Here is a 25635-nt window from a genome sequence, read left to right on the forward strand (position 1 = left end):
GGCTCACGGCACACTGCTCAGTCGAGTCGTGAGTTGTCCAACCTGGCAACCACTTCTGCCAATTCACGGCGCGGTGTGGCGGGCAACGGATCACTGTTGACCGGAGCCCAGCCGATGCGCAATAGCATCTGCGGATAGCCCTCCTCGCCGAACACGTCCGCCCTGACCGCTTCTCGGGTCTCGGGGATCTCGAGCGGCTCGGTGATCGGGCAGGTGGCGAGGCCCAGCGCAGTCGCCGTGAGGAGTGCCACGCTCGTCGCTTCACCGGCGCGCAACCTGGACAGGTCGTCGTCACTCGACGTGCCTAGGGCGACGACCATGGCGTTGTCCTCGGCTGCATCCAGGTCAGGTGGTTGAGCGAGCACCGCACCAGCGAACCACCGCGCAGGAATCATCGCCGCGGGATCCGGCACCGGCGTGCTCCGAGCAGGAACTCCGGCCTCCGACGCGTACCTGCCGCTCCACGCTGCCAATTCCGCCGCATATGCGAAGTCGGTCGAATGGCGCGAAACAGCCTCGGCCACGATCAGCTTCAGCTGTGAGAGGTCGTCGATTCGGCGCATGGTCACCCCCGCGCGTGCAGCGCGAGCACCTACCAACGAAAGATCGCCTTTCGCAACCGGCCAGTGACTGTAATTTCGGCGGTCGGTGCGTCGGCGTGGGATAGCCGCCGCCAGGGCGATGTCGAGATCGGCCGGCGTCTGTCGACGAAGCTCAATCGAAGCCAGGTGGTCAGCATCGGCCGGGTTGGGGAACCGGTGGATCCTGGCCGCCCACCCCAGTGCAGCGAAGGCTGTCACGCAGTGGTTGAGCGCGGCACCACAACTCAGCAACAGGTCCCGGCCGTCGGGGTCGGTGTTCGGCAGTTGCCGGTCGCGGTCGGCGTAGAGATGCAGACTTCGCTCGCCGATCCCCCAACGCCAGGGCTGCGAGTTGTGCACCGACGGCGCCCGCAGGGCCAGCAGCATCGCCGACCTGATGGTCTCGGCATCTGGAAAATGCGCGCTCATCTCGTCCCCATCTCGATAGGAGAAGTTCTTGTCTTTCCAGAGTGCCGCTGTCTGGGTCAAAATCGAGAGGGTCTAAAGACCCGGACACATATGACTTGCGGAATCGATACCGTCGTCTTAGGACCGGCGTGCCACGATGACCGGGATGCGTGCTGCCTGCGCGACAGCCGAACTCACCGAACCCAGGAGAAGACCGGCGAATCCTCCGTGTCCGTGGCTGCCTACCACCAGGAGTTGTGCACGTTCGGATTCCTTGAGCAGACGATGGACCGGGTTGTCCTGACCGATGACGCGCCGGACGGCGACATCCGGATAACGCTCGCCCCAGCCTGCAAGCCGTTGCGCGAGTTCCTCATCGGCTTGCTCGGCCACACCCTCGGGGGGCACATCGAGGGGGAAATCCGCGTTGTTCATCCAAGTGTGGACCGCCACCAGCTCTACGCCACGCCGCGACGCCTCGTCGAAGGCGATGCCCGTCGCTTCCTCGGAGGCCGGCGACCCGTCGATACCGACGAGCACAGGCGCCGAGACGGAGTAGTCAGTGACCGGCTCCTCGTCGTGGATCACCGCTACCGGACAGTGCGCATGGTGCAGCAGGCCCGAGCTGACCGAGCCCAGCAAAAGCCTCTCCACGCCGCCGAGACCGCGGCGCCCGACCACCACCATCTCCGCGTCTTTCGACATGTCCACGAGTGTCGGCACCGCAGATCCGGAAACTACGCGACGCGCCGTGGCGAGGTCCGGTGTGCCGGAGGTGGCCTCGGCGACCACCAGCATCGCGTCATCAATTATCTGGTCGGCACGTCGGTCGCGCTGGGACCAATAGTCCGCCGATACGGGCATGTCCACCCACGGCCCGACGGACGTCGCCGGAAGGATGTGAACGATCGTCAACGGCACGTTGCGTAATGCCGCGTCCCGAGCGGCCCACTCCGTCGCCACGTCTGAGGCAGGCGAGCCGTCAACACCGACGATGATGCCGTGATATTTCGCCTCTGAAGAACCTGTGGCAGAGTTCATTTCGCGTTCCTTTCATTTGCCGGAAGGATTCTTCCGGTGTTCGCCTCGATCAACATCGGTACAGACGAATGCAGATCCGAAGTCTCTCCTGGCCCGGAGCTCAAAAGGCGTCGACTTCGATTGAGCGTCAACGGGATCAAATGGGCGGTGACAGTCGCTCCGGCGGCCAACTCGGCGTACACCGCCGCCACGACCGCCTCGACCTCGCTTCGCGTGCGGCCGGGGAGTCGAGTGCACAGTGTCGACACGACGCTGTCGAGTTCGTCGCGCACCAACGGTGCCGCGAAAGTGGTCATCGCCAGAGTCTGCGTCGACGAAGGACCAAGCATCTACGGACCAAAGTCCCGAAACCGGCGGCTAGGGTCACTTCGATGCTTGCCCGAATGATGCACGACGAGGTCGCAACGCTTTGCACCACCGGTCAGCGCCTCAGGCAGCGCTGGGAAAATCGATACTGATGTGGAGATTCGAATCCTGCTGATCTCTTGGGACTGGTTTCCACCCCACATATGTCAGATAGAGACCGATCGCCGCAAACCCAAGGTATGCCACCTGCCATACGACGGCCGCTCCGATGACACGATTGGCCGCGGAGGCGAAAGTGTCGGGGAAGGCGAGAAGAAACACTCCGCGCGCCACGAGCAGCCATCCGAGGACGGACACGATGATCGCGGCCGGGCCGCGCCAGAGCTGATGAAACGCAACGATCGCGACGCCGCCCAGGAGGATGAAGGCCCCTGTCACCCAGGGCCACACATCACTGGCGGTGAACTCGGACAGTAGCTGCCGCATGTCCGGCGCGCGCACCGCGACGATGATGACGATGATCGTAAGGAATGGGCCCAGCACGCGGGCGAACATCCGGGTGCGGTGTTGAACTTGCACACTCATGATCTCCTCGATTCGAAGATGATTCACGAGATCTGTCGATCTCGACGCCAATCCCACCCCTCGCGTAATCCACATCCCAGGGCCGAAGGTCCCATGTGGTGCCGGTTTATGTCACTGATTCTCACCGCGGGTCGTCGACGCCGGGTGCGGCACACAAAGCGGGCATGACCTGGGCCGAGGAGACCACGGCGACGACTCCCCGGCGCCGGCGTCACTGCAGGTCATGGCGTCACTCTCGATCGACTCAACTCGAATCGGCTTGGCCGTGCGACCGTACATGTGAAATTCCTATGAGGACGGTGACGGCGGGCTGTGAGACCGCGAGAATGGTCCGGTGACGTCTGCGCCAGTCGGAAAGCGGGAGCCCCGTCGCGCTGTCCTCGGCCAACTGCCCCGGATGTACCGCGCCGACGGGTCAGCTATTCGTGTGCTCTTGGTCGACGATGAACGCGCGCTGACCAACCTGGTGCGGATGGCCCTGCAATACGAGGGCTGGGAGATCGACGTCGCACACAATGCCGCCGAAGCGGTCGACAAGTATCACGCCGACACGCCTGATGTGATCGTCCTCGACATCATGTTGCCGGACATGGACGGCCTGGGTGTGCTGGCGCAAATACGTGACTCCGACACCTACACACCGATCCTGTTCCTGACTGCACGCGATTCGGTCGCCGATCGCGTCAGCGGTTTGACCGCCGGCGGCGACGACTACATGACGAAGCCGTTCTCACTCGAGGAACTCGTCGCGCGGCTGCGTGGATTAGTGCGCCGATCTGCCTATCTCACCCCGACCGATGACGAGACGCTGACGGTGGGCGACCTCAACCTCGATGTGGCCAGCCGCGAAGTGACTCGCGCTGGTATGCCGATCTCCTTGACCTCGACCGAGTTCGAGCTGCTGCGGTTCCTCATGCGAAATCCGCGACGGGCACTGACTCGTCAAGAGATTCTGAGACGAGTGTGGAACTACGACTTCGGTGGGCGATCGAGCATCGTCGATCTGTACGTGTCGTACCTGAGAAAGAAGATCGACGCTGCACACGAACCCATGCTGCACACCGTACGCGGCGTGGGATACATGCTGCGGCAACCGGAATGAAGCAAGCGTGGCGGCAGTGGAGCCTGCTGCGACAACTGGTCATTGGTGTTTCCGCAGTGGTCGTGGTCGTCCTGGTGACCGTGGGAACCATGTCGGTGGTGTCGCTGCGATCCTCGGTCCTGGGCATCATTGACAGCCAACTATCGGGCGCCGCAGACGGTTTCAGCCAATCGGTCACAAAATACCGCGGCACTCCGCTGCAAACAGGCGATGTTCCGCCGCAAGGGGCGATGAAGCCCCTCACGCAACTCATCGGGCAGGCGGAGGGCAATGTCGTCGCATTGATCCAGGATGGCAAGGTTGTCGATTCGGCCTACTTCGTCGACGGCGAGGGACGACCCGCACCGGAGATAGCCATCGGGGCGATCGCCGAGACATCTGCGGCCGGAGTGGGACCACACACCGTCCAACTGCCCGGTCTGGGTTGGTACCGGATGGTCAGCCGCCCCGGTGACGGCGACGAGATCCTGGTTACCGGGGTATCGCGCACGCCGGCGTGGAACGCGATGGTGCGTGAGACCGTGATCGTGTCCGCGATGACCGCACTCGCGTTGCTGGTCACGGCGCTGAGCACGGTGGCGATCGTGCGGTACGCGCTGCGCCCTCTGCGGCGTGTGTCGTCGACGGCAGCCGAGGTGGCGACCCTTCCGCTCGACCGCGACAACTACGCCATCACACCGCGCGTTCCGGCCCGTGACACTGATCCCCGCACCGAGGTCGGGCTCGTCGGCGACACGCTCAACCGTCTGCTCGATCACGTCGAACGCGCCCTCGCCGATGTCGCCGCGTCGGACCGGCGCATGCGTCAGTTCATCACCGACGCCAGTCACGAACTACGCACGCCTCTAGCGGCGATCCACGGCTATGCCGAGTTGACCCGGCAGGACAGTTCGGTATTGCCCGAGACCACTGAGTATTCGCTGGCACGAATCGAGGCCGAAGCGAATCGAATGAGTTCCTTGGTTGCCGACCTGCTGCTGTTGGCACGTCTGGACGAGGGCCACGATCTTGACAACGCCGACGTGGATCTCGCGGAGTTGGTGACTGACGCAGTCAACGATGCGAGGGTCTCGGCACCGACCCACCAGTGGCGGGTCAAGGTCCCCGACGGTGCGGTGTGGGTTCGTGGCGACCGAGCCCGACTGCATCAGATGCTGGCAGTGCTGTTGTCCAACGCGCGGGTGCACACGCCCGAAGGGACGACCGTGATCACCGTCGTCGCGACCGGTCGAGCCGACGACGGCAAGGCCTACGCCGAAGTCGCAGTGTCAGACGACGGGCCGGGGATTGATTCCGAACTCCTCCCCCATCTGGTCGAGCGGTTCGTGCGCGCCGACAAGTCGAGATCCGGGGAAGGCGGCAGCTTCGGATTGGGCCTGTCGATCGCCGCCTCGATCGTCGAGGCACACGGCGGGACGATACAAGCCCAATCCGATTCCGGGACAACCACGTTCATCGTGCGGATGCCGGCCGTGGCGGCCCTGGCTCAGCACGTCACATCGACATAGACCGTATCCGAGATGATCAACGGCTCGATGTCGCTGCCTCGAACGTCAGTCGTCTGGTGGGTGACCCCGGGACGGACTGATGTGACAGAGCACCCCGAGAGCGACGCGGCGCCGGTCCGATTGATGATCACCGTGTAACCACTTGCCTCGAGCGACCGTACGGTCTCGTCGACATCGGACGGACCTGTCGGTGCGGCCGAGGCAGCGCCGACGGCGGCGAGCGCCGAAGTCGCCAGAGCACTGGCTGTGATGCCGATCAAGATGGCGTGCTTCATGGGAGAACCTCCAAAGTTGTTGTTCTGCTTGTTCATCCAATGTAGGTTCACGCCAGACCGCCGCCAGATGCTCATACCGAACACACAAGATTTGAATCGCCTATGAGTGCAGTGACATCGGTGTGCGCATCACGCACGATGAAGTCATGACCTCGACGTCGACCCGCAATAGCAAGGTGAATTCGCGGCAAGCGTCCGCGATCGCCCTCGGGGCTTTCCGAATCTTGTTGGGACTCTTGTTCATGACACACGGGACAGCCAAGCTGTTCGGGTGGCCCGCCGGTTCCCCGGCCGCACTGGGCGCCTGGCCGATGTGGTGGGCAGGCGCGCTCGAGGTCGTGCTCGGGGGACTCATCGCGCTGGGCCTTTTCACCCGGGCCGCAGCTTTCGTCGGATCTGGCATGATGGCGGTTGCCTATTTCTGGATGCACTTCCCGGATGGCTTCTGGCCCATCAGCAACGGCGGTGAGACCGCGGTCCTGTACTGCTTCGTCTTCCTTCTTTTGACGTTCATCGGACCGGGAGCATTCGCGGTCTCACGCCGCTAGCGGCAAACGTACTGTTCACGGCGGCCGTGAGCACAATGCCACTGCCAATGAGGGCCAATCGGCCCTACATGCCAGCGTTGTCGACGCACATTCTGACGGTAATCAATCGTTGAGGAGCGCACGATCATGACAGACAGCATGGAATCGCAAGACGTTGTTGAACCACTGACGGAGTACTGCCGTACCTGTGGCCACGCAAAAGAGAGTCACAATCTGGATTTTCGGGGCGGCCCGGAAGACGCTCACCGACTCTACGGTCAAGGCGAATACGTGTGCCGGCACATGACCGGTCTCAATTCGGCCGTTCACTGCATCTGCGTGGGGTGGAACAGCTGGGTCTAAGGACTTTTCGCGGCTTCGTCGGCCGTCGACCGACGTCGTCTCGGCTCAAATGGTCAGGGAGACCTTGACACAGTCGGCGGTTCGCGCCGCCACTGCGGCATATGCCGCCGGCGCGTCGGACAGCGGCATGGCGTCGGTGAAGATGCCGCTGACGTCCAGACGACCCGACTGGAGCAGCGGAACCAATTCGGGCCAGGTGCGCTGAACGGGCGCGGTCGTCATCCTCAGCGTGATGCTGCGAATGAGGCTGATCGTGGCAGGGAACGGAAACGGATCGAGGTTGTGCACGCCGACGACCGAGACGGTGCCGCCGGCGCGGACCGAGTTGAGCGCGTCTGACATCGATCCGTCACTACCGACGGCGTCGATGACGGCGGCCGCGCCACGTCCGCCGGTTGCCTCCAGCACTGTCTGCAGCGCAGGCGGTTCCAGCGGGGTGGCGCCGAGCCGTTCGGCACGGAGTCGTCGGCCTTCGACCGGGTCGACGGCGAAGACGGTGCCCGCGCCGAGGGTCAGCGCGCTCAGCACCGCGCACAGGCCGACAGCACCGAGTCCGAGGACGACGATCGTTCCGCCGGGCGGAAAGTCGGCGCGCTGTGCGGCCGCCCACCCGGTGGCGAGGTTGTCCGTCAGAAGGAGCGCCTCCTCGGTGTCGATGTCATGGGGCAGGCGCATCAGCTGGAAGTCCGCTGCGGGCACCGCCAAGAGCTCCGATTGAGCCCCGCCGAGTGCGCCGGCGCCGAAGATTCGTGGACCTCCGACGCACGTCACCGGATCACGGGTCTCGCACCCCGCGCAGGATCCGCAGCCGGCGACAGACGAGACGAGCACGTCATCACCGATCGCGAACGTGCGCACATCGGGGCCGATCTCGACGATCGTGCCGACCGCCTCGTGTCCAAGTGCAACCGGATCGCCCAACGGGTAATCGCCTTCGTAGAAATGGAGATCTGAGCCGCAGATGGCAGCAGATCTCACCTCGATGACGGCACCGTCGGGGCCGGGTAGAGCCGGGTCGGGCAGCGTCTCCACGCGCACTTGTCCCGGCGTATCGATCACGACGCTCTTCACCGATGTTCGACCTTTCGGTAGCTTGGCCAGCACCCGTTACAGGCGCAGGGCCCGGGCGGCCAGCGTAGCGAGTTCGCCCTGCAGGTTCGTGAGGGGCGCGCTGCCGCGCAGATGGATCACGTTGGTCAGAAAAACGACGTAGGTGTCTGAGGCCGGATCGATCCACAGTGAGGTTCCGGTGAACCCCACATGACCGAAGCTGCCGATGGGAAACACCATTCCCCGTGGCTTGGAATGGCTGGTATCGATATCCCAGCCGAAACCGCGCAGATTCTGGCCCGGGATCGCCGGATAGTGCGGCGCGAGCAGTGGATGTTCGGTGTTCGGCATTGTCGCGATGGCTTCCTGCGTCGCTGCGTTCGCCGCCTCGAGTTGTTCGGGCGTGTGCCCTGGCTGCTCGGGACTCGTCATCAGTTGCAAAGTCGCCGTTGTGAGCGGGAACTTGCTCGGCCGGCCCGCCAGCCGATCCAGCAGCGCCTGCGCATAGACGCTGACGTCATGCGCCGTCGAGAAAACGCCGGCGCTGCCGGCTACTCCACCCATACGACGCGCGGTCGGATCGTGCACGGTGCCTCGCAGCAAAAAGTCGAGATCGGGGTTGGCGCCCGGATCCGCGCGACCTTCCTCATCGCGTGCGGTCGGCGCTACCCGAGGTAGGACGCCTGCACTCCATTCCCCCGCAGCACACGTCTCCGGCGGTCCAGGAGCCCACGCGATCGCAGATCCCCTGATCTGGTGCGGCCCACACGCTTTGGCCGGCGGCAGATAGCGGGTGTCTAACATGCCGAGCGGCCCGAAGACGTGCTCTTGAACATAATCGTCTTCCGGCTGACGGGTGATTTTCTCCACCATCAACCCGAGCAGAATGAAGTTGACGTCGGAGTAGCGGAAGCTCGCGCCGGGCACCCCCTCCAGCGGCTTGGTGAGTGCACGACGGATGCCCTCCGACTTGTCGGGACCGTCCAGCCCCCACGTATCGCGCAGGTCCAGTTCGCCCACCAAACCCGAAGTGTGCGTGAGCAACATCCGAACCGACACTTGCGCACGCTGAGGATCACGCGCGGGGTTGAAGTCGGGCAGATACTTTTCGACGGCGTCGTCGAACTGGACCTTGCCTTGTTCGTAGAGCTGCATGACGGCGGTCGCCGTGGCGAGCGACTTGGTCAACGACGCCAGATCGAAGATCGTGTCTACGGTCATCGGCTCTTCGGGCGCCGGTGCACCATCCGGCCCCGGTTCGCCGGCGAGCTTGCGCAGGCCGAACGCCTGCTCGAAGACGGTCGTGCCGCCGTGCCCCACCACGACCACGGCCCCCGGCAACTCGTGTGCCGCAATCGCGTCGTTGATGAGCGTGGAGACCGTGTCGAATTCTGTGTCAGGGAGCGGTTTTGGCGACATCGACGACGTGGCGGACGCGGTGGTCTGCGAAGTTTGGGTGCTGTCAGCCACGTCCGGCCTGGATGTTTCGCTGCACGATGTCGTCGCAGTCAGTGCCAGCAGGACAGCAGCGACAGCGCGGGCCGTACGTGAAGCCGTCATCGCCACCTCGTCGTGTCAACCCTCAGCATATGTAGTCAGCACCTTGTTACCATCGCGCCGTGGTCGACTCGAGTGCGCCACCACCCGATCGCGGCGGAGCGCCGACACGTCGCGAGGTACTCAAATATGCCCTCTCGGCATCTGGTCTCCTGGTTGTCGGCTCCGCCGCGGCCTCCACGGCGGCCCCAAGCGCGTCAGCCGCCCCGGCAAAGCTCATCGATTTCACGCACCGGCAGGTCGCGCCAGATTTGATCAAGTCGGCGGGCTTCGACGGCGCCCTCGTTTATGTGTCCGAGTTACGGCCGGGCGCAGACTTCGATTTCAAACCCGTCTCCCGCGAATACGCGGACGGTCTGCAAGCGGCGGGCCTCGAGGTCGTCAGCTGCTACCAGTACGGAAAACCCAACTGGCCGAATGCCCCGTCGGATTACACCCGCGGGTTCGACGGCGGCGTGGCCGACGGACAGACGGCGATGCGGTTACACACCGCGGCCGGCGGACCCGATTCCGCGCCGATCTTCTTCAGCGTCGACGAGGACATCGACCTCGATACCTGGAACAGCGTTGCGGTGCAGTGGTATCGAGGAATCAACTCCGTCCTGGGTGCAGAGCGCACCGGCATGTACGGCCACGCGAACGCGTGTGCATGGGCGATCCAGAATGGCGTCATCGGACCCTCGACCACTCCCGGCCACGCGTGGGCATGGCAGACCAGAGCGTGGTCGTACGGCGAGCGCGAGCCCGCGGCGGTGCTGTATCAGGACGTCATCGTCACACCCACCGATCCGGGCGTCATCCTGGGCGGGACCAGCGTGGACGTGGACCTTGTCCTCGCGCCGGACTTCGGGCAGTGGTCACTGGCGCGGTAGACGTTCTCGCGACGATCCAAGAAACCTCCAAGTCCGCTGCACCACTCTGCTGCCAGCAAGTGCGGGGGCCCCACCCGACGAGGTCCCCGCACTTGCCGTATTCAGCAGGTTTGGGTCAGTAGTTGTTGCAGGTGTTGGCGATCGACGCCATGGCGCCGAAGTACTTCTGTCCCCACGGCGTGGCCTGGTATTCCTGAACGAGCTGCACCCGTTCACCGGGGGGCGCGGACAAGAAATTGCTCAGCATCACGCCCGCAAGCGGGTTCGCGTTGAACTTCTCTGCCAGCGCGGGATTCTCGCTGCTCAGCGCGGCCATGACCTGCGGGTAGCTGCAGGTCGTATCAATGATGGGGTCGGCGGACGCCACCCCGAGTCCAGCGGTCAATGACAGGGCAGCACCACCGACAGCGGTGATCACCAGGGTTTTCAACGGAGATGTGAGCATGATCCGGGGACCTTCCAACTTATGCAGTGGCCCCCGACTGGCCCTGACTTCAACAGTGTCACCATCGTAGCTTGCGTTTTCCGAAGAGTCACTAAGGCGGCTGAACGTTGTCGCTTCACTACAACGCGCGACAGACGCGTTGGCGCGATCGCACGAGCGGAAGGCTGTGTCGCGAACCTAGTTTTGCCGTCATGCCTAGTTTTCATCGCCGAGTAAGAAGCATCGACCTTGCCGGTCAGGTGGTCGTCATAACCGGAGCGGGTAGCGGCATCGGCCGTGAACTGGCACTGCTGTGCGCGCAGCGCGGTGCCCTCCTGGCACTCTGTGACATCAATGGTGTGGGGGTGTCCCGCACCGCCGAGGAGGCCCACGAGCACGGCGCCCAGGTGTTGATGTCGCAAATAGATGTGTCCGACGCGGACGCGATGCGCCGCTTTGCGCAGGCCACGTTCGACCGGTTCGGTCGAGTCGACCTGTTGGTCAACAACGCCGGCGTCGCAGTCGTCGGCGGATTTCTCGAAACCAACCGCAAGGATTGGCAGTGGCTCATCGACATCAACCTGATGGGTGTGGTGCACGGCTGCGAGGCGTTCCTGCCCGCCATGGTCCGGTCCGGCCGCGGTGGTCACATCGTCAACCTGTCCTCGGCCGCGGGACTGCTGGCCAACCCGCAGCTAAGCGCCTACAGTGCAACGAAATTCGCTGTGCTGGGGTTATCTGAGGCGCTGCGCATGGAGATGAAGCCGTATGGAATCGGCGTTACAGCGGTGTGCCCCGGCATCATCGACACCGCGATTACGCAAGACAGCCCCATCCGCAGCGGCGGTGACACCGACGAACGGCGCAAACGCCTCATGTCCGTGTACCGCAAGCGCGGATACACAGCAAATCGCGCCGCGCACAACATCCTTCGCGCAGTTCAGCGCAACCGTGCGGTCGCGCCGGTCGCAGCGGAGGCGCACCTGATGTATGCGCTGTCGCGTGCCACCCCGCCACTGGCTCGTTGGTTGGCCGCGCGTTTAGCCGATCTGTCGAAGTGACATGACGAAATTGAGGTGTTGAGATGCGACTTGAGGGTCGACGCGTATTGGTCACCGGCGCCACCGGAGGGATAGGTGAGGCAATCGCACGCGATCTGGCAGCGCGCGGGTGTGTGCTTACGGTAACGGGTCGCCGAGAACCAGAACTTCAACGATTGGTCGGCGAACTCGGTGTGTCCGCCCGCGGGTTGACCGCCGATCTCACGAAGATCGACGACGTGCACGATCTCATGGTCGAGGCGGCTCCGGTGGACGTACTCGTGGCGAATGCCGGCATCGGAATACCCGAAGATCTCGGGATGCTGACCGATGCGGAGATCGAGCAGGCGATCCGCGTGAACCTACTGGCCCCTATGATGCTGGCACGGGCAGCGTTGGCTCCCATGCAAATTCGCGGCCAGGGTCACATCGTATTGATCTCCTCGGGAGCCGGACTGGTCGCGACGCCGGGAAACGGCACTGTGTACACCGCCACCAAATGGGGCCTGCGCGGCCTCGGGCTGGCACTGCGACAGGAACTGCACGGCACGGGGATCGGTGTCTCGACGATCTTTCCCGGACCCATCCGAAATGCCGGAATGTTGGCAGACACCGGCGTCGCTCTCCCCCGTGCATTCGGTACGAGTTCTCCTGAGGACGTGGCGAAGGCAGTGGCGAGGGCGATCGAGCAGGACCGGCCCGAAACGACGGTCGCATCGGCCGGTCTTCGCATGTTGGTGGGGTTTGGCGCGGTCGCGCCGGTACTGATAGGCGAACTCGCCCGCTTGGCTGGAGCCGGACGCGTCCGCGAGGCGATACTCGACCGCGCCCAGCCCTAGCAGCGACGGGTGTCAGCCGGCACCAAGCAGACCGTTGCCTGTCGCCGTGCCGTTTTCGCGGTCGGCGACTGCCGGCGCCGATGCGCCGGACGCGACGGTGACGAGGTCCGCCAGCGCCAGCGCGGTGCGCAACTCGAGGGTGCGCTTCTCCAGTGGCCTGCCCAGGATTTCCTCGGCCTGACGGATGCGGTAGGCGACGGTGTTCTCGTGAACGTGTAGTCGCTTTGCGGTTCGCCCCCGACTGCAGTTCTCGTCGAGGTAGGCCCGCAACGTCGCGGCGAGACGGCGGGTGGTTTCGTCATCGGAGGACAGCGGCCCTAGTTCGCGTCGCACAAACACGGAAGCCTGCTCGAAATCGACTGTGGCGATGGCGGATAGAGAGACGTTGTGGTAACGGGTGACACTGCCCACGGGACGACCGGCCAGCACGGCGACACGCTGCGCCTCGCGCGCCTCGCAATGGCTCGTGCGAAAGCCGGCGAGGCCGCGCGCCGGTTCGCCGACCGCGACCCGGACGCCGGGCGCACTCGCGGTCCGAAACCTCAACTCGTCGAGCACTTTCGAGGGGACGTCGCTATGGGAGCTGATCCACGCGGCTAACGACAAGATGCCCAACGGCTGAATGAGCGGTTTCTGATTGCCGACCGTAGCGGCGAGGTCCCGGATCGCGGCTTCGAGCATCGCCTGGGTGTCACGCCCTTCTTCGTGGGAGTCGAGCCAGGCGATGGCCGCGACATGGACGCGGCCGACCTCGTGGCGAAGGCGGCGAGTCGCGACATCGGCGTCGACTGGTTGGCCGGCGAGGATGGCACTGATGGTCTCGGCCTGACTGGCCGCGGTGCTGCGTATCCATCGTTCACGCTCAGCGGTGTACACCTCCTCGACGAGGCACAGCGCGGTGTCCACGTACGCGAACATCCACGCCGAGCACAACTCGGTGGCCAGCTTGAGGTCTCCGGCGTTCCGCGCGTGAGAGCCCAGGATCGCATTGACCTGCTCAGACGTCGCCGCGTGGCCGAGCCGGTAACTGCGCAACAATGTGGTGAGCGATATGCCGCGTTGCGCACCATCCTGCGCATAGGCCAGGGTCGGCGAACCGAGCCGAGCCGCCGCGACCGGGTCAGCCCCGGCCAGCAATACTTCGGCGAAGTCGCGAATGCTCGCTTCTGTGCTGGCGCGATTCACTTCGAGTGCCTGGGGGCTGGCGAGCAGTTCGGGCAATCGTTCGCTCGTGTAGGTGTTGACCGCCGCGGCCAACTCGGCGGCGCGCTGCATCATTTCGGCGGCTGCGGGACGCAGTACCGCTGACCACACGCGGCGGTGGTCGTCACTGGCGGCGCCTGCCCAGTCGGGCTCCATGCAGGGCACGCTATCGCCGCGCCGTAGTGGTAGTGCGGATATTGGACAACCGCGCGGAGCGACGTTGGCGGTTTCAGACAAGCGGTGGGCAGACGCGACGCGCGACCATTTCTGGCATGAGACAACTGACCAGCCTCGATGCCCAGTTCCTGGCCATGGAGAACGACCGCGTTCAAGGGCACGTCAGCGTGCTCGGGATCTACGACCCCCAGACCGCCGCGGGCCGACCGCTCGATGCCGCGCGTGTCCGTGAACTGATCAGCGACCGTCTACACCTACTGCCGACCTTCCGGTGGCGCCTCGCCCAGGTGCCGTTCTCACTCGACTACCCCTATTGGGTGGATGACGGCACCTTCGACGTCGAGTACCACGTGCGCGAGCTCGCGTTGCCTTCGCCCGGTGACCAGCGACAACTCGCAGAACAGGTGGCCCGGATCATCGGTCGCCAGCTCGACCGGTCACGCCCGCTATGGGAGGTGTACGTGATCCACGGCCTCGAAGACGGCGGCGTCGCCGTGCTGACGAAGATGCACCACGCCGCCGTCGACGGAGTATCCGGTGCCGAGGTGATGAGCATCCTCCTCGACGACACCACTGGCAGAGACGTGCAACCCGCCCGCACGGTTGCCGCTGAAGCCTTTCCGTCAGAGATGGAAATGTTCGGCCGCGGTCTGGTCGGACTGATGAGCCAGCCGTTGCGGGTGATGCGTGCCGGGCCAACGGCGCTGCCCCATCTCGACGACGTGCCGACGATCAGGCACCTGCCCGGCGTCAAGGCGATCGCACGTAGCAGCCGCCTGATCCGCAGGTCTCTCCGCCACGGTGCGGGCAAAGCCCCGCACGGCACCGACATCTCAGCGCCTCAGACCCGTTTCCAGGCACGCGTCTCGCCACACCGACGCGTCGCATTCGGCTCGTTGTCACTGACCACGGTCAAGGCGATCAAGAACACGTTCGGTTGCACAGTCAACGACGTGGTGATGGCCATCTGCACGGCCGGCCTTCGCACATGGTTGGACGAGCGTGGCGAGCTTCCCGCCGAACCGCTCGCCGGCTTTGTTCCGATGTCTGTCCGTACGCCCGAACAGAAAGGAACGTTCGGTAACCGGGTTTCGGTGATGCTCACCGAGCTGCCGACCGATATCGCCGATCCGGTCGAGCGGCTGCGCCGAATCAACGACGCGATGCGTTCCGCCAAGGAGCGTCAACGCGCGCTGCCGGCGTCGCTGTTGCAGGACGCCAATCACTTCATTCCGCCCGCGCTCTTCGCTCAGGCAGCCCGCGCCACATCCCGGCTGGCGGGCGTGCGCGGCCTGAGGCAGCCCGCCAACGTGATGATCTCGAACGTCCCCGGGCCGGGGACCCCCCTGTATCTCGGCGGGGCGCGTCAACGCGCCCAGTTCCCGGTTTCCGGTGTGCTGGACGGAATCGGCATCAACATCACCGTGATGAGTTACGAGGACTCACTCGAATTCGGGATCGTCGTCGACCGCGAGGTGCTCGACGATCCATGGTCGATCTTCGATGCGATGCGTGCCGGCATGGACGAGCTGCACCGGGCGGCCGACGCCCACGCTTCCGAAACCCCGATTGGCCGCGCGCCCGTGAACCGAAGGAGGACCACGTCATGACGACAAACATGCCCTGCGGAACCAGCATGGACGACTATCAGCTCACTCTGACGAGCATCGTCGAGCGGGCGGAGCGATTCCATGCCGATCAGGAAGTCATCTCGCGGCGGCCGTCGGGAGCGGTCTCCCGCACCACTTTTGGTGCGTGTGCCCGTCGGGCCCGATACCTGGCGAGCGCGCTGGCGGGTCTCGGAATCGGAAAGGGCGATCGGGTCGCCACCCTGCTGTGGAATCAGAGCGAACACCTCGAGGTGTACTTCGCGGTCCCGGCGATGGGTGCGGTTGTCCATACCCTCAACCCGCGACTGTTTCCTGAGGAGCTCGCGTTCATCGTCAGCGATGCCCAAGACAGTGTGATCATTGTCGACGAGTCACTTCTGGAGGTATTCCAAAGCTTCTCCACCGGAAGCGAATTCAGTCACGTCATCGTCGTCGCACACACCGGACTAGTCCCACCCGGCATGCTGGACTACGAGTCCATGGTGACCGACGCGCAACCGCTCGGCTGGCCCGTGCTCGACGAAGATCTCGCCGCGGCGATGTGTTACACATCCGGGACCACCGGGCGACCCAAAGGTGTCGTGTACTCCCACCGGGCGCTCGTGTTGCACTCACTCGTCGCGGCACTGCCCGACCAGCTGGCGGTATCGGCAAGAGACACAGTCCTTCCCGTCGTACCCATGTTCCACGCCAATGCCTGGGGCCTGCCATATGCCGCCGCATTGGCCGGCGCGCGCCTGGTACTGCCCGGCCCGCGCCTGGACCCCGAGAGCGTGCTCGACCTGTGCGCAGATGAGCACGTGACCATGACGGCAGGCGTTCCCACCGTGTGGATGGGCATGCTGGCCGCACTTGATGCCGAACCCGACCGATGGGAACTGTCCGAACTGGATCGGTTGATCGTCGGTGGCGCCGCTGTGCCGCGGTCGATGTTCGAGGGGTTCGACAGGCACGGCCTGACCGTCGTTCAGGCGTGGGGAATGACCGAGACCGCACCGCTGGGCGCAGTCTGCCGTCAGCCCGCACGCCTGGACGATGGCGGCCGCGACGAGCAGTACGGCTACCGCATCAGGCAGGGCGTCGCGAGCCCGTTTTTCGACGTCCGTGCTCGTGATGACAACGGCCAGATCATCGCCTGGGACGACGCCGCGATGGGCGAACTCGAGGTGCGCGGCCCGTGGGTGGCGGCGAGCTACCACGGCGGCCGAGGTGCGGACAGCTTCACTCCGGACGGTTGGTTCAAGACCGGCGATGTGGTCCGTATCGACGCATACGGTTGTATCCGGATCTGTGACCGCTCAAAGGATCTCGTGAAGTCCGGCGGCGAGTGGATTTCTTCTGTTGACCTGGAGAACCAGCTCATGTCCCATCCGGCCGTGGCACAGGCCGCGGTGATCGCCGTCCCCGACGACCGGTGGGGCGAGCGCCCGCTGGCGGTCGTGTCGCTTCGAGAGGGCGCCGCGGCATCGGCGGAAGAACTTCGTGAGCACCTCGCCCAGGATTTCGCCAAGTGGCAGCTGCCCGACCGCTTCGAGTTCATGGGAGCCCTTCCGTGCACGGCCACGGGCAAGTTCAAGAAAGCCGAATTGCGAAACCTCTTCGTACCAGCCTGACCTACAACCCTCTGAAAGGAAACCGAAATGACCCGCTTCGACATCACCCAGACAAACCGCGCCGTGGAACGTCTGATCGAGACGACGGACAACCCGCGCCATCTGTATCTGCTGCACGCCTACAACCGCCATCGCTACCTGGAGATGGCCGGTCGATACGAAGAGATCTTCGCGCCGGACATGACCGTCGAGAAGCCCGTGTACCACTTCAACATGCTCGGCAAGTGCCTCACGGTCGAGGGTGCCCAGGCAGTGAAGTCGCTGTACAGCGCGTGGGCGGACACCGCCCAGTGCATCTTCTACGCCGACGACGAGAAGCTGGCGATCAGCGACACGATGATCGTGTCGACGTCGATCATCTACCAGCAGACCCCGGGGGTCGTGCTGGCGGCCGAGGGAGCACCCGTCGACCCGAACGCCACATATCTGGTGAAGACCGCCGAGCACATGATCTGGCCCTACGACGATCGTGGCCGACTGGTCGGCGAGGACGTCTGGGAGTACGACGAGACGGCGCGCGAGTTCATCGAACTCGATCCCATCGACGTCCTCACGGTCCAACAGTCCGCGAAATTGCTCGACCCGTTGATCAAGCCGTTGCCGGCGGACAATCCGTTCATTCGTTAGTCACCGCCGTCCACCGACGCCGCCTCTACAGTGTCATTACGGGGTAGGGCAACCATGGAAAGGGAAACAATGCATGAGGGCAAAGACAGCGACGTTGTGGCTCGAAAACTCCCCGGTGGAGAAACGCTGCCCTTCGCGCCTACCCCGTCGGCGAGCATCGCAGGGCGCACGCTGCAAGAGTCCACGTACGCGCAACGAGTCGTCCCACGACGGCTAGCGGAAGATGCGCCGAACATCGTCATCGTGCTCATCGACGACGCAGGACCCGGCCTGCCGACGACTTTCGGCGGCGAGGTCCGTACCGACACCATGGACCGGGTGTGCGCTGACGGTATCTCCTACAACAGGTTTCACACCACCGCGATGTGCTCGCCAACGCGCGCGTCGCTGCTGACCGGCCGCAACCACCACGAGATCGGCAACGGTCAGATCGCCGAGCTGGCCAACGACTGGGACGGGTACGCGGGCAAGATCCCGCGCAGCAGCGCGACAGTTGCCGAGGTGCTCAAGCAATACGGGTATGCGACCTCGGCGTTCGGGAAATGGCACAACACACCGGCCGAGGAGACAACCGCGGCCGGACCCTTCGAGAACTGGCCCACCGGACTGGGATTCGAGTACTTTTACGGTTTCTTGGCCGGCGAAGCTTCTCAGTACGAGCCGCATCTCGTGCGCAACACCACAGTCGTCGCGCCGACGAAGACACCCGAAGAGGGTTATCACCTGTCCGAAGATCTGGCCGACGACGCCATCGGCTGGCTGCGGCGGCACAAGGCGTTCAACGCCGACAAGCCGTTCTTCATGTACTGGGCCAGCGGCTGTCTGCACGGCCCGCACCACATCATGAAGGAATGGTCGGATAAGTACGCGGGCAAATTCGACGACGGCTGGGACGCCTACCGCGAGCGAGTCTTCGCGCGGGCCAAGGAGACCGGCTGGATTCCGCAGGACTGCCAGCTCACCGAGCGCGATGAGAAGTTGGCCTCGTGGGACAGTATCCCCGACGACGAGAAGCCGTTCCAGCGGCGACTGATGGAGGTGGCCGCGGGCTACGCCGAACACGTCGACGTCCAGGTAGGGCGCATCGCCGACGAACTCGACGAACTCGGGTACGGCGACAACACCTTGTTCTTCTACATCTGGGGCGACAACGGGTCGTCCGGCGAAGGTCAGAATGGCACGATCGCTGAGCTCTTGGCGCAGAACGGAATTCCCACGACGGTGCGGCAGCACATCGATGCGCTCGATGAGCTCGGCGGCCTGGACGTGCTTGGCTCGCCGCTGGTCGACAACCAATATCACGCGGCATGGGCGTGGGCCGGCAGCACACCGTACAAGGGGATGAAGCTGCTCGCATCGCACCTGGGCGGCACCCGCAACCCGATGGCGATCAAGTGGCCCAAGCAGATTCGGTCCGACGCCGCTCCCCGCGACACTTTCCTGCACTGCAACGACGTCGTTCCGACCATCTACGACGTGATCGGGATCGAGCCGCCGCTCGTCGTCAACGGCACCCCGCAGATTCCGCTCGCCGGTGCGAGTTTCGCACGCACGCTCACCGACCGAGCCGCCGACGGCGGCAAGAAGACCCAATACTTCGAGATCATGGGCAGCCGGGCGATTTACCACGACGGCTGGTTGGCTTCCGCGCGCGGACCGCGGCTGCCCTGGGTGCCCGGCGCGCCCGAGGGCATCGCGACCTGGACACCCGATAACGACCAGTGGGAGCTCTACCACCTGGACGAAGACTGGTCGCAGGCCAACGACCTCGCCGAACACCACCCCGACAAGCTCATGCAGATGCGGGAGATGTTTGCCATCGAAGCCGCACGGAACTCGGTACTGCCCGTCGGCGGCGGCCTGTGGGTGCCTGTCTATCACCCGGAGTTACGCATCGCACCGCCCTACCACGAGTGGGAGTTCTCCGGAGACACCGTCCGTATGCCCGAGTTCTGTGCGCCGGCGCTCGGGAACAAGAACAACACCGTCACGATCGACCTGGACCTACCCGAGAACGCCAACGGCGTGCTCTACGCCCTCGGGGCGGCCGCGGGCGGACTGACGTGCTATCTCGACGACGGCTACCTCTGCTACGAGTACAACCTGTTCATCCTGATGCGCACCAAGATTCGGTCCAAGGAGAAGCTGCCTGCGGGCCACACGCCCATCACGGTGGACACGCGCTACGCCGAGCAGCGTCCGGCAGGACCGCTCGACGTCACGCTCCGCGTCGGGGACGACACCGTCGCCTCGGGTCAGGTGCCGGTCAGCGCTCCGCTGTTGTTCACCGCGAACGACTGCCTGGACATCGGCACGTGTCTGGGCTCTCCGGTGTCTTTGGATTACCGTGAGCGCGCTCCGTTCCCCTTCGAAGGCCACATCAAGCGCGTGCACGTCGCCTATACCTGAGATACTGGACAGGTGTCCAGCCTCGCTGCGGTGACGTGCCCCCTCTGCGAGGCGATGTGCGGTCTGCAGGTCCGCGTCGACGGTGACGCGGTCACCGACATCCGCGGCAACCGCGATGACGTGTGGTCGCGGGGACACATCTGCCCGAAGGGCACCTCGCTCGCCCAGCTGCACACCGACCCCGATCGACTGCGCGAACCTTTGGTGCGGACACCGAGCGGTCATGTCCCGGTGTCATGGGACGACGCCTATGCCGAAGTCGAGCGCGTGCTACGACCGGTGCTCGACCGTCACGGCGCGTCCGCGGTCACCGTCTATGTGGGCAACCCGGTCGCCCACAACCTCGGATTGAGCACCCACATCGGTGCGCTCATCGGTATGGCGCAGGCCGCGGGAATGTCGGCGTATTACTCGCCGGGCACTGTCGACCAGTGGCCGCTGAACCTCGTCAGCGCGCTGCTGTTCGGCCACATGTGGAACGCGCCCATACCCGACGTCGACCGCTCCGATCATCTGATGATGTTCGGCGCGAATCCCGCTGCGTCGCAGGGCTCGATGCTGTCCGCTCCCGATCTGATGGGCCGACTCGCCGCGATCCGCCGTCGGGGCGGCACCGTGACCGTCGTCGATCCTCGCCGCACGCTGACCGCGCAACGCGCCTCGCAGTGGGTGCCGATCCGGCCCGGCACCGATGCGCTGCTCCTGTTCGCGATCCTGCGCACGCTCGAGGAGAACAACTGGGTGCGGCGCCCCGCTCATCTCGACGGCCGTGTCACCGGGCTGGACGAGGTCATCGCATTGGCCAACGACTTCGCGCCGGAGACCGTCGCTGCGGTGTGCGGTATCGAAGTGTCGACCATCCGCCGACTCGTGCACGACCTCGCCCACGCCGAAAGCCCGGTGCTGTACAGCCGGATCGGCGCATGCACTCAGGAGTTCGGCACGTTGGCGACCTGGTTGGTGTTCGTCGTCAACGTCGCGCTCGGCGCACTGGATCGCGCAGGCGGCGCGGTGTTCCCCAAGCCGGCCGTATGGTCCCCGATGTTCATGAAGCCGCCGGACCACACCGGTCCGGGCTGGCAGTTCGGTCGGTTCCGCAGCAGGGTGCGGGGTGCGCCGGAAGTGTTCAGCCAGTTTCCGGTCAGTTGCCTCGCCGAGGAGATCGATACTCCCGGCGAAGGTCAGCTGCACGGATTGATCACCGTCGCGGGGAACCCGGTGGTGTCGGCTCCGGGTGCGCACCGGCTCGACGCGGCGCTGGCGACGCTCGACGCGATGATCTCGGTGGACAACTACCTCAACGAGACGACCCGGCACGCCCACGTCATCCTGCCGGGGCTCTCGCCGCTGGAGCGGCCGCACGCCGACGACCTCTACTGGATCTACGCGGTGTCGTCCTGCCTGAAATGGTCGGACCCGGTGTTCACGCCCCCGTCGGGCCAACCACCGGAGTGGGAGATCCTGCTGCGGCTCGCCGGTGCGATGCTCGGCATGTCCGTGTCCGACGTGGACCTCTCCGCGATGGACGACCTCTATGTGGCCGGCTTGGTCGCCACCGCATGCGCGTCGCCGGGGACGCCGTTGAGTGGACGGGATCCGCAGGAGGCGACGGCGGCGCTGGTCGGACGCGGCCCGGAACGCCTCGTGGACATGGGGATTCGGCTCGGTCCGTGGGGAGACGACCTCGGCGGGCGGCCCGGTGGGCTGACCTTGGCGCAGGTGCGCGAGCACCCCAACGGCCTGCACCTCGAGGACCTGGACGGCGGCCGCCTGGATGACGTGGTGTGCACACCGTCGGGCACCGTCGAGCTGGTCCACCAGCGGTTGGTCGACGACGTGCCCCGGCTGCGCGCGCGACTGCAGCGGGCCGACGGTGAGCTGCTCCTCACCAGCCGTCGACATCTGCGCTCGAACAACTCGTGGATGCACAACGTGCCCGCACTCATGCGCGGCAAGGACCGCTGCACGCTGCTGATCCATCCCGACGATGCGCATCGGGCGGGCCTCAGGTCCGGTGACATTGCCGAGATATCCACCGACGAAGGCGCACTGACGGTGCCCGTCGAAGTGTCCGACGAGATGATGCCCGGCGTGGTGTCGCTGCCGCACGGCTGGGGCCACGGGCTCGACCGCACCCAGTTGCAGGTTGCCAACGACCACCCCGGCGTCAACTCGAATCTGCTGAACCCCGCCCACCTGATCGACGTGCCCAGCAATACTCAGGTGGTCAATGGTGTGCCGTGCCGAGTCCGACCATCCTGAGGAGTACTCATGGCCGCTCCGAATCTGCCTGCCGGTTTCGATTTCACCGATCCCGACATCTACGCCGCCCGCCTGCCGACGGAGGAGCTCGCCGAGGTTCGTCGCGCAGCGCCGATCTGGTGGAACGAACAGGCGCCCGACGCTGGGGGCTACCGCGACGGCGGCTTCTGGGTGGTCAGCAAGCACCGCGACGTCCGCGAGGTGTCGTTGCGCAGCGACGTGTTCTCGGCGGCCGCGAAGACCGTCGTTCCGCATTTCAAGCCGTCGGTCGACGTCGAAGGACAGATTGCGGCATCCAAGCTGTCGATGCTCATGATGGACGACCCGGAGCATGCCCGGCTGCGCAAGATCGTCTCCCGCGGTTTCACGCCGCGCGCCGTCGAGCGGCTGCGAGGGGAACTCAACGAGCGGGCGCAGCGCATCGCCGCCGACGCCGCCTCTCAGTCCTCGGGTGATTTTGTTCTTCAGGTCGCGCGCGAGCTACCGCTGCAGGCGATCGCGGGCCTGCTCGGTGTCCCGCTGGAGGACCGTGAGAAGTTGTTCGACTGGTCCAACCAGATGATCGGCGGAGACGACCCCGAGTTCGAGGAACACAACTCGCTGGCGGCGGTCGTCGAATTGATCGGCTACGCCATGGAACTGGCGAAGCTGAGGGAGAAGGAGCCGGGGGACGACATCGTCAGCACGCTGATCGACTCCGAGGCCGACGGGCAGCTCACCGAGGCGGAGTTCGGGATGTTCGTCGTCACGCTGGCGGTGGCCGGTAACGAGACCAGTCGCAACTCGATCACCCAGGGCATGATGGCGTTCACCGAGTTTCCCGACCAATGGGAGTTGTTCAAACGCGAGCGGCCGAAGACCGCGGCCGACGAGATCATCCGCTGGGCGACGCCCATCACAGCTTTTCAGCGGACCGCGCTCGCCGACACCGAACTGTCGGGCGTACCGATCAAGAAAGGCCAACGGCTGGTGCTGTTCTACCGGTCGGCGAACTTCGACGAGGACGTGTTCGACGAACCGTACACATTCAACATTCTGCGAGACCCCAACCCCCATCAGGGATTCGGCGGCACCGGCGCACACTACTGCGTCGGCGCCAACCTCGCTCGCATGACGATCGATCTGATGTTCAACGCGATCGCCGACTATCTGCCCGATCTGCAGCCGGTGTCGACGCCGGAGCGGCTGCGGTCGAGCTTCATCAACGGCATCAAGCACTGGCAGGTGGATTACTGCCCCGGCCAGCGTGTGATTTGGGTGCGCTAACGTTCGCTCAGTGGCTGTTCGCGCACCGAAATCGCCGAGTAGCGCCAAGCGCGGGCCTCGCGCTCCCACAGCACACCGTCACCGGCGGTGACACCTTCCTGGATCAACGCCCGCTTGAGGATCTTGTTGGTCGCGGTCTGCGGCAGCTCGTCGTTGATCCGCACGTAACGCGGCCACGCCTTCGGTGACAAGTCCTGCTGCGCGCCAAGGAAATCCTCGAAGCGCTGAGGTGTGAGCTCGTGGTTGCAGACGACGGCGGCCATCACCTGGTCACCGACGCGCTCGTCGGGCACGGCGTACACCGCGACCAGGCTGATCTCCGGCATGCGTTGCAGAATCCGCTCGATGGGACCCGCCGCGAGATTCTCACCGTCTACCCGCATCCAGTCCGCGGTGCGGCCCGCCAGAAAGATCCAGCCGTCGGCGTCGCGGTAGGCGAGATCGCCCGACCAGTACATGCCGTGCCGCATCCGCTCATCGGTGGCCGACTGGTCGTTGTAGTAGCCGGTGAACCCACCCGAACCATAGGTGTTCACCAACTCCCCCACGGCGTCGTCGACATTGATCAGCGCGCCGTGCTCGTCGAATTCCGCAGTCGCACATTCAGTCACGGTATCGGCGTGGTAGACGCTGACTCCCGGATACCCCTTGCCGATCGACCCCGGTGGGCACCCGTCCTCGCGCATCACCACGACCGCGAACTCGCTGGACCCGAAGCTGTCCACGACCCGGCATCCGAAACGCCTGGCGAACAACTCGATATCGCGTTCGGTCGCTTCGTTGCCGAACGCCGCCCGCAGTGTGTTGTCGGCGTCGTCGGCGTGCTCCGGCGTCGCCAGTATCAGTGCGAGCGGCTTGCCGACGTAGTTCATGTATGTCGCGCCGTACTGCCTGATGTCGGACAGAAACCGCGACGGCGAGAACTTCGCAGGCACCATCGCCGCCCCACAGGCGATCGCCACCGCCCACCCCGCCGCCACGCCGTTCGAGTGGAACAGCGGCATCGACAGGTAGGCCACGTCGTCGGCGGTCAGCTGGAAGCGGTCCACCAGGCTGGCGCCGCACAGCACCGCCATTGCGTGCGCGAACCGCACCGCCTTCGGGTCACCACTTGTTCCCGAGGTGAAGATCATCAGCGCAGTGTCCTGGCCCGAGACCTCACGATGCGGGACAAGCGGTTTCGCGGCCTGCGTGGCCGCACGGTAGCCGGCACTGTCGACGTCGACAACGGTGGCGCCGCCCAGATCCAGGCCGTCGAGCAGCGGCAAGTGGTCGGCGTCGACGAGCACCAGCCGGCAGTCGGCACGTCGGATGTCCGTCGCCAACCCCCCGCCGCGCCGTGTCGTGTTGATCCCGCACAGCACATAGCCGCCGAGCGCCGCCGCGGCCATCGACCGCAGCATCGCCGGCGTATTCCCCAGCAGCGCACCAACGTGCAGCGGCCCATCCGTCCCGGCCATGTCAATCAGCGAGGCAGCTTCGGCGCACGCCTCGGCGAGGTGCTCGCGCCACGTCCACGTCCGGTCGCCGTGCGCCATTGCGAGGCCCTCGTCGTCCATGCGGGTGCGCAGCAGCTGCTGCATCGTCTCAATCACCGGCGGGCCGATAGCGGAGCAGTGTCATCCCGCCCTCGTCGCAGAACACCGGCAGGACGCGCATGCCGATCCGGATGTCCTCGGGCGCCACGTCGACCAGTTCCGTGCTCACGCGGGGGCCGGCATCCCATTCGACGACGGCCAGCAGCTGTGGCTGCTTCTCGGCCCACGGCGGCCCGGTGGGTCGGTGCGCGACGGTGTAGGTGTACAGCGTTCCCGCGCCGTCGATCTCACGCCATTCGAGATCGTCGAGGAGAGTGCCGGGCGCCAGGGTGCGCGGGTAGAACACGTACCGATCCGAAGACGGTGAGTACTGGATCAGTATTCGGTGTTCACGCAACCCATCCCAATACGGCTGCGACACCGGAGTCGGTTCGGGCACAGGTGCGGTCATG

At 65.1% G+C, this 25635-nt stretch carries 23 protein-coding genes; 12 read left to right on the plus strand and 11 right to left on the minus strand.

What is annotated here, in order from left to right:
• Positions 1-17 precede the first annotated feature (17 nt).
• The 4 genes from G6N36_RS11250 to G6N36_RS11265 form a co-directional block, all read right to left on the minus strand.
• A complete protein-coding gene (locus tag G6N36_RS11250; RefSeq protein ID WP_163690613.1) occupies positions 18-1010 on the minus strand; it encodes an Acg family FMN-binding oxidoreductase in 993 nt (330 codons plus the stop codon).
• A gap of 117 nt (positions 1011-1127) precedes the next feature.
• Positions 1128-2030: a universal stress protein gene (locus G6N36_RS11255; protein WP_163686584.1), complete on the minus strand. Its 903-nt coding sequence runs from the start codon at positions 2028-2030 to the stop codon at positions 1128-1130.
• Entirely contained in the window at positions 2027-2326 is a 300-nt protein-coding gene (locus G6N36_RS11260; protein WP_179964761.1) for a three-helix bundle dimerization domain-containing protein, read from the minus strand. The genes G6N36_RS11255 and G6N36_RS11260 overlap by 4 nt, the downstream gene beginning before the upstream one ends.
• 133 nt (positions 2327-2459) lie before the next feature.
• The gene (locus G6N36_RS11265; RefSeq protein WP_163686585.1) at positions 2460-2921 is read right to left on the minus strand and encodes a hypothetical protein; all 462 of its coding nucleotides are present in this window, start codon (positions 2919-2921) and stop codon (positions 2460-2462) included.
• A 397-nt stretch (positions 2922-3318) separates the two neighbouring features.
• On the opposite strand from G6N36_RS11265, the gene G6N36_RS11270 reads away from it, so the two are divergent.
• Both G6N36_RS11270 and G6N36_RS11275 read left to right on the plus strand, forming a co-directional pair.
• Positions 3319-4023 (plus strand): response regulator transcription factor, encoded by a 705-nt coding sequence (locus tag G6N36_RS11270; protein ID WP_163690614.1) that lies wholly within the window; start codon positions 3319-3321, stop codon positions 4021-4023.
• Positions 4020-5531 carry a sensor histidine kinase gene (locus tag G6N36_RS11275; RefSeq protein ID WP_163686586.1) on the plus strand — a complete coding sequence of 504 codons (1512 nt, stop codon included), beginning with the start codon at positions 4020-4022 and terminating at the stop codon, positions 5529-5531. The genes G6N36_RS11270 and G6N36_RS11275 overlap by 4 nt, the downstream gene beginning before the upstream one ends.
• Here the strand turns inward: G6N36_RS11275 and G6N36_RS11280 are convergent.
• Positions 5510-5806, minus strand: a complete 297-nt coding sequence (locus G6N36_RS11280; RefSeq protein ID WP_163686587.1) for a hypothetical protein — start codon at positions 5804-5806, stop codon at positions 5510-5512. The two genes, G6N36_RS11275 and G6N36_RS11280, sit on opposite strands and share 22 nt — an antisense overlap.
• Positions 5807-5952: 146 nt before the next feature.
• On the opposite strand from G6N36_RS11280, the gene G6N36_RS11285 reads away from it, so the two are divergent.
• On the plus strand, positions 5953-6354 hold the full coding sequence (locus tag G6N36_RS11285; protein ID WP_163686588.1) for a DoxX family protein: 402 nt from the start codon (positions 5953-5955) through the stop codon (positions 6352-6354).
• Positions 6355-6741: 387 nt separating this feature from the next.
• Here G6N36_RS11285 and G6N36_RS11290 read toward each other — a convergent pair whose 3' ends face one another.
• A complete protein-coding gene (locus tag G6N36_RS11290; protein ID WP_163686589.1) occupies positions 6742-7767 on the minus strand; it encodes an alcohol dehydrogenase catalytic domain-containing protein in 1026 nt (341 codons plus the stop codon).
• Between the two features lie 36 nt (positions 7768-7803).
• Positions 7804-9306, minus strand: a complete 1503-nt coding sequence (locus G6N36_RS11295; protein WP_163686590.1) for a serine hydrolase domain-containing protein — start codon at positions 9304-9306, stop codon at positions 7804-7806.
• 59 nt (positions 9307-9365) lie between these two features.
• On the opposite strand from G6N36_RS11295, the gene G6N36_RS11300 reads away from it, so the two are divergent.
• Positions 9366-10175 carry a DUF1906 domain-containing protein gene (locus tag G6N36_RS11300; protein WP_163686591.1) on the plus strand — a complete coding sequence of 270 codons (810 nt, stop codon included), beginning with the start codon at positions 9366-9368 and terminating at the stop codon, positions 10173-10175.
• 115 nt (positions 10176-10290) lie between these two features.
• Here the strand turns inward: G6N36_RS11300 and G6N36_RS11305 are convergent, their stop codons facing one another.
• Positions 10291-10620 carry a hemophore-related protein gene (locus G6N36_RS11305; protein ID WP_163686592.1) on the minus strand — a complete coding sequence of 110 codons (330 nt, stop codon included), beginning with the start codon at positions 10618-10620 and terminating at the stop codon, positions 10291-10293.
• Between the two features lie 191 nt (positions 10621-10811).
• On the opposite strand from G6N36_RS11305, the gene G6N36_RS11310 reads away from it, so the two are divergent.
• Positions 10812-11660 (plus strand): SDR family NAD(P)-dependent oxidoreductase, encoded by an 849-nt coding sequence (locus tag G6N36_RS11310; RefSeq protein WP_163686593.1) that lies wholly within the window; start codon positions 10812-10814, stop codon positions 11658-11660.
• A gap of 23 nt (positions 11661-11683) precedes the next feature.
• Positions 11684-12478, plus strand: coding sequence for an SDR family NAD(P)-dependent oxidoreductase (locus G6N36_RS11315; protein ID WP_163686594.1), 795 nt, complete (start codon positions 11684-11686; stop codon positions 12476-12478).
• A gap of 12 nt (positions 12479-12490) precedes the next feature.
• On the opposite strand, the gene G6N36_RS11320 is transcribed toward G6N36_RS11315, so the two are convergent.
• Entirely contained in the window at positions 12491-13837 is a 1347-nt protein-coding gene (locus G6N36_RS11320) for a PucR family transcriptional regulator (protein WP_163686595.1), read from the minus strand.
• 116 nt (positions 13838-13953) lie between these two features.
• Between G6N36_RS11320 and G6N36_RS11325 the strand changes: the two genes are divergently transcribed.
• From G6N36_RS11325 to G6N36_RS11350, 6 genes are all read left to right on the plus strand, one after another.
• The gene (locus tag G6N36_RS11325; protein WP_163686596.1) at positions 13954-15468 is read left to right on the plus strand and encodes a WS/DGAT/MGAT family O-acyltransferase; all 1515 of its coding nucleotides are present in this window, start codon (positions 13954-13956) and stop codon (positions 15466-15468) included.
• On the plus strand, positions 15465-17081 hold the full coding sequence (locus G6N36_RS11330) for a long-chain fatty acid--CoA ligase (protein ID WP_235690019.1): 1617 nt from the start codon (positions 15465-15467) through the stop codon (positions 17079-17081). The genes G6N36_RS11325 and G6N36_RS11330 overlap by 4 nt, the downstream gene beginning before the upstream one ends.
• A 27-nt stretch (positions 17082-17108) precedes the next feature.
• On the plus strand, positions 17109-17708 hold the full coding sequence (locus G6N36_RS11335) for a hypothetical protein (protein WP_163686597.1): 600 nt from the start codon (positions 17109-17111) through the stop codon (positions 17706-17708).
• 69 nt (positions 17709-17777) lie between these two features.
• Positions 17778-20117, plus strand: a complete 2340-nt coding sequence (locus tag G6N36_RS11340) for an arylsulfatase (protein WP_163686598.1) — start codon at positions 17778-17780, stop codon at positions 20115-20117.
• Between the two features lie 12 nt (positions 20118-20129).
• Positions 20130-22379, plus strand: coding sequence for a molybdopterin-dependent oxidoreductase (locus tag G6N36_RS11345; protein ID WP_264001055.1), 2250 nt, complete (start codon positions 20130-20132; stop codon positions 22377-22379).
• A 9-nt stretch (positions 22380-22388) separates the two neighbouring features.
• Complete coding sequence (locus tag G6N36_RS11350) at positions 22389-23645, plus strand: cytochrome P450 (RefSeq protein WP_163686599.1); 1257 nt, start codon at positions 22389-22391, stop codon at positions 23643-23645.
• On the opposite strand, the gene fadD1 is transcribed toward G6N36_RS11350, so the two are convergent.
• Together fadD1 and G6N36_RS11360 are read right to left on the minus strand one after the other, a co-directional pair.
• On the minus strand, positions 23642-25240 hold the full coding sequence (gene fadD1 / locus G6N36_RS11355) for a fatty-acid--CoA ligase FadD1 (protein WP_163686600.1): 1599 nt from the start codon (positions 25238-25240) through the stop codon (positions 23642-23644). The two genes, G6N36_RS11350 and fadD1, sit on opposite strands and share 4 nt — an antisense overlap.
• Positions 25233-25634 (minus strand): Zn-ribbon domain-containing OB-fold protein, encoded by a 402-nt coding sequence (locus G6N36_RS11360; protein WP_163686601.1) that lies wholly within the window; start codon positions 25632-25634, stop codon positions 25233-25235. The genes fadD1 and G6N36_RS11360 overlap by 8 nt, the downstream gene beginning before the upstream one ends.
• Position 25635 lies beyond the last annotated feature (1 nt).

Source organism: Mycolicibacterium gadium (assembly GCF_010728925.1).
Classification (GTDB): domain Bacteria; phylum Actinomycetota; class Actinomycetes; order Mycobacteriales; family Mycobacteriaceae; genus Mycobacterium; species Mycobacterium gadium.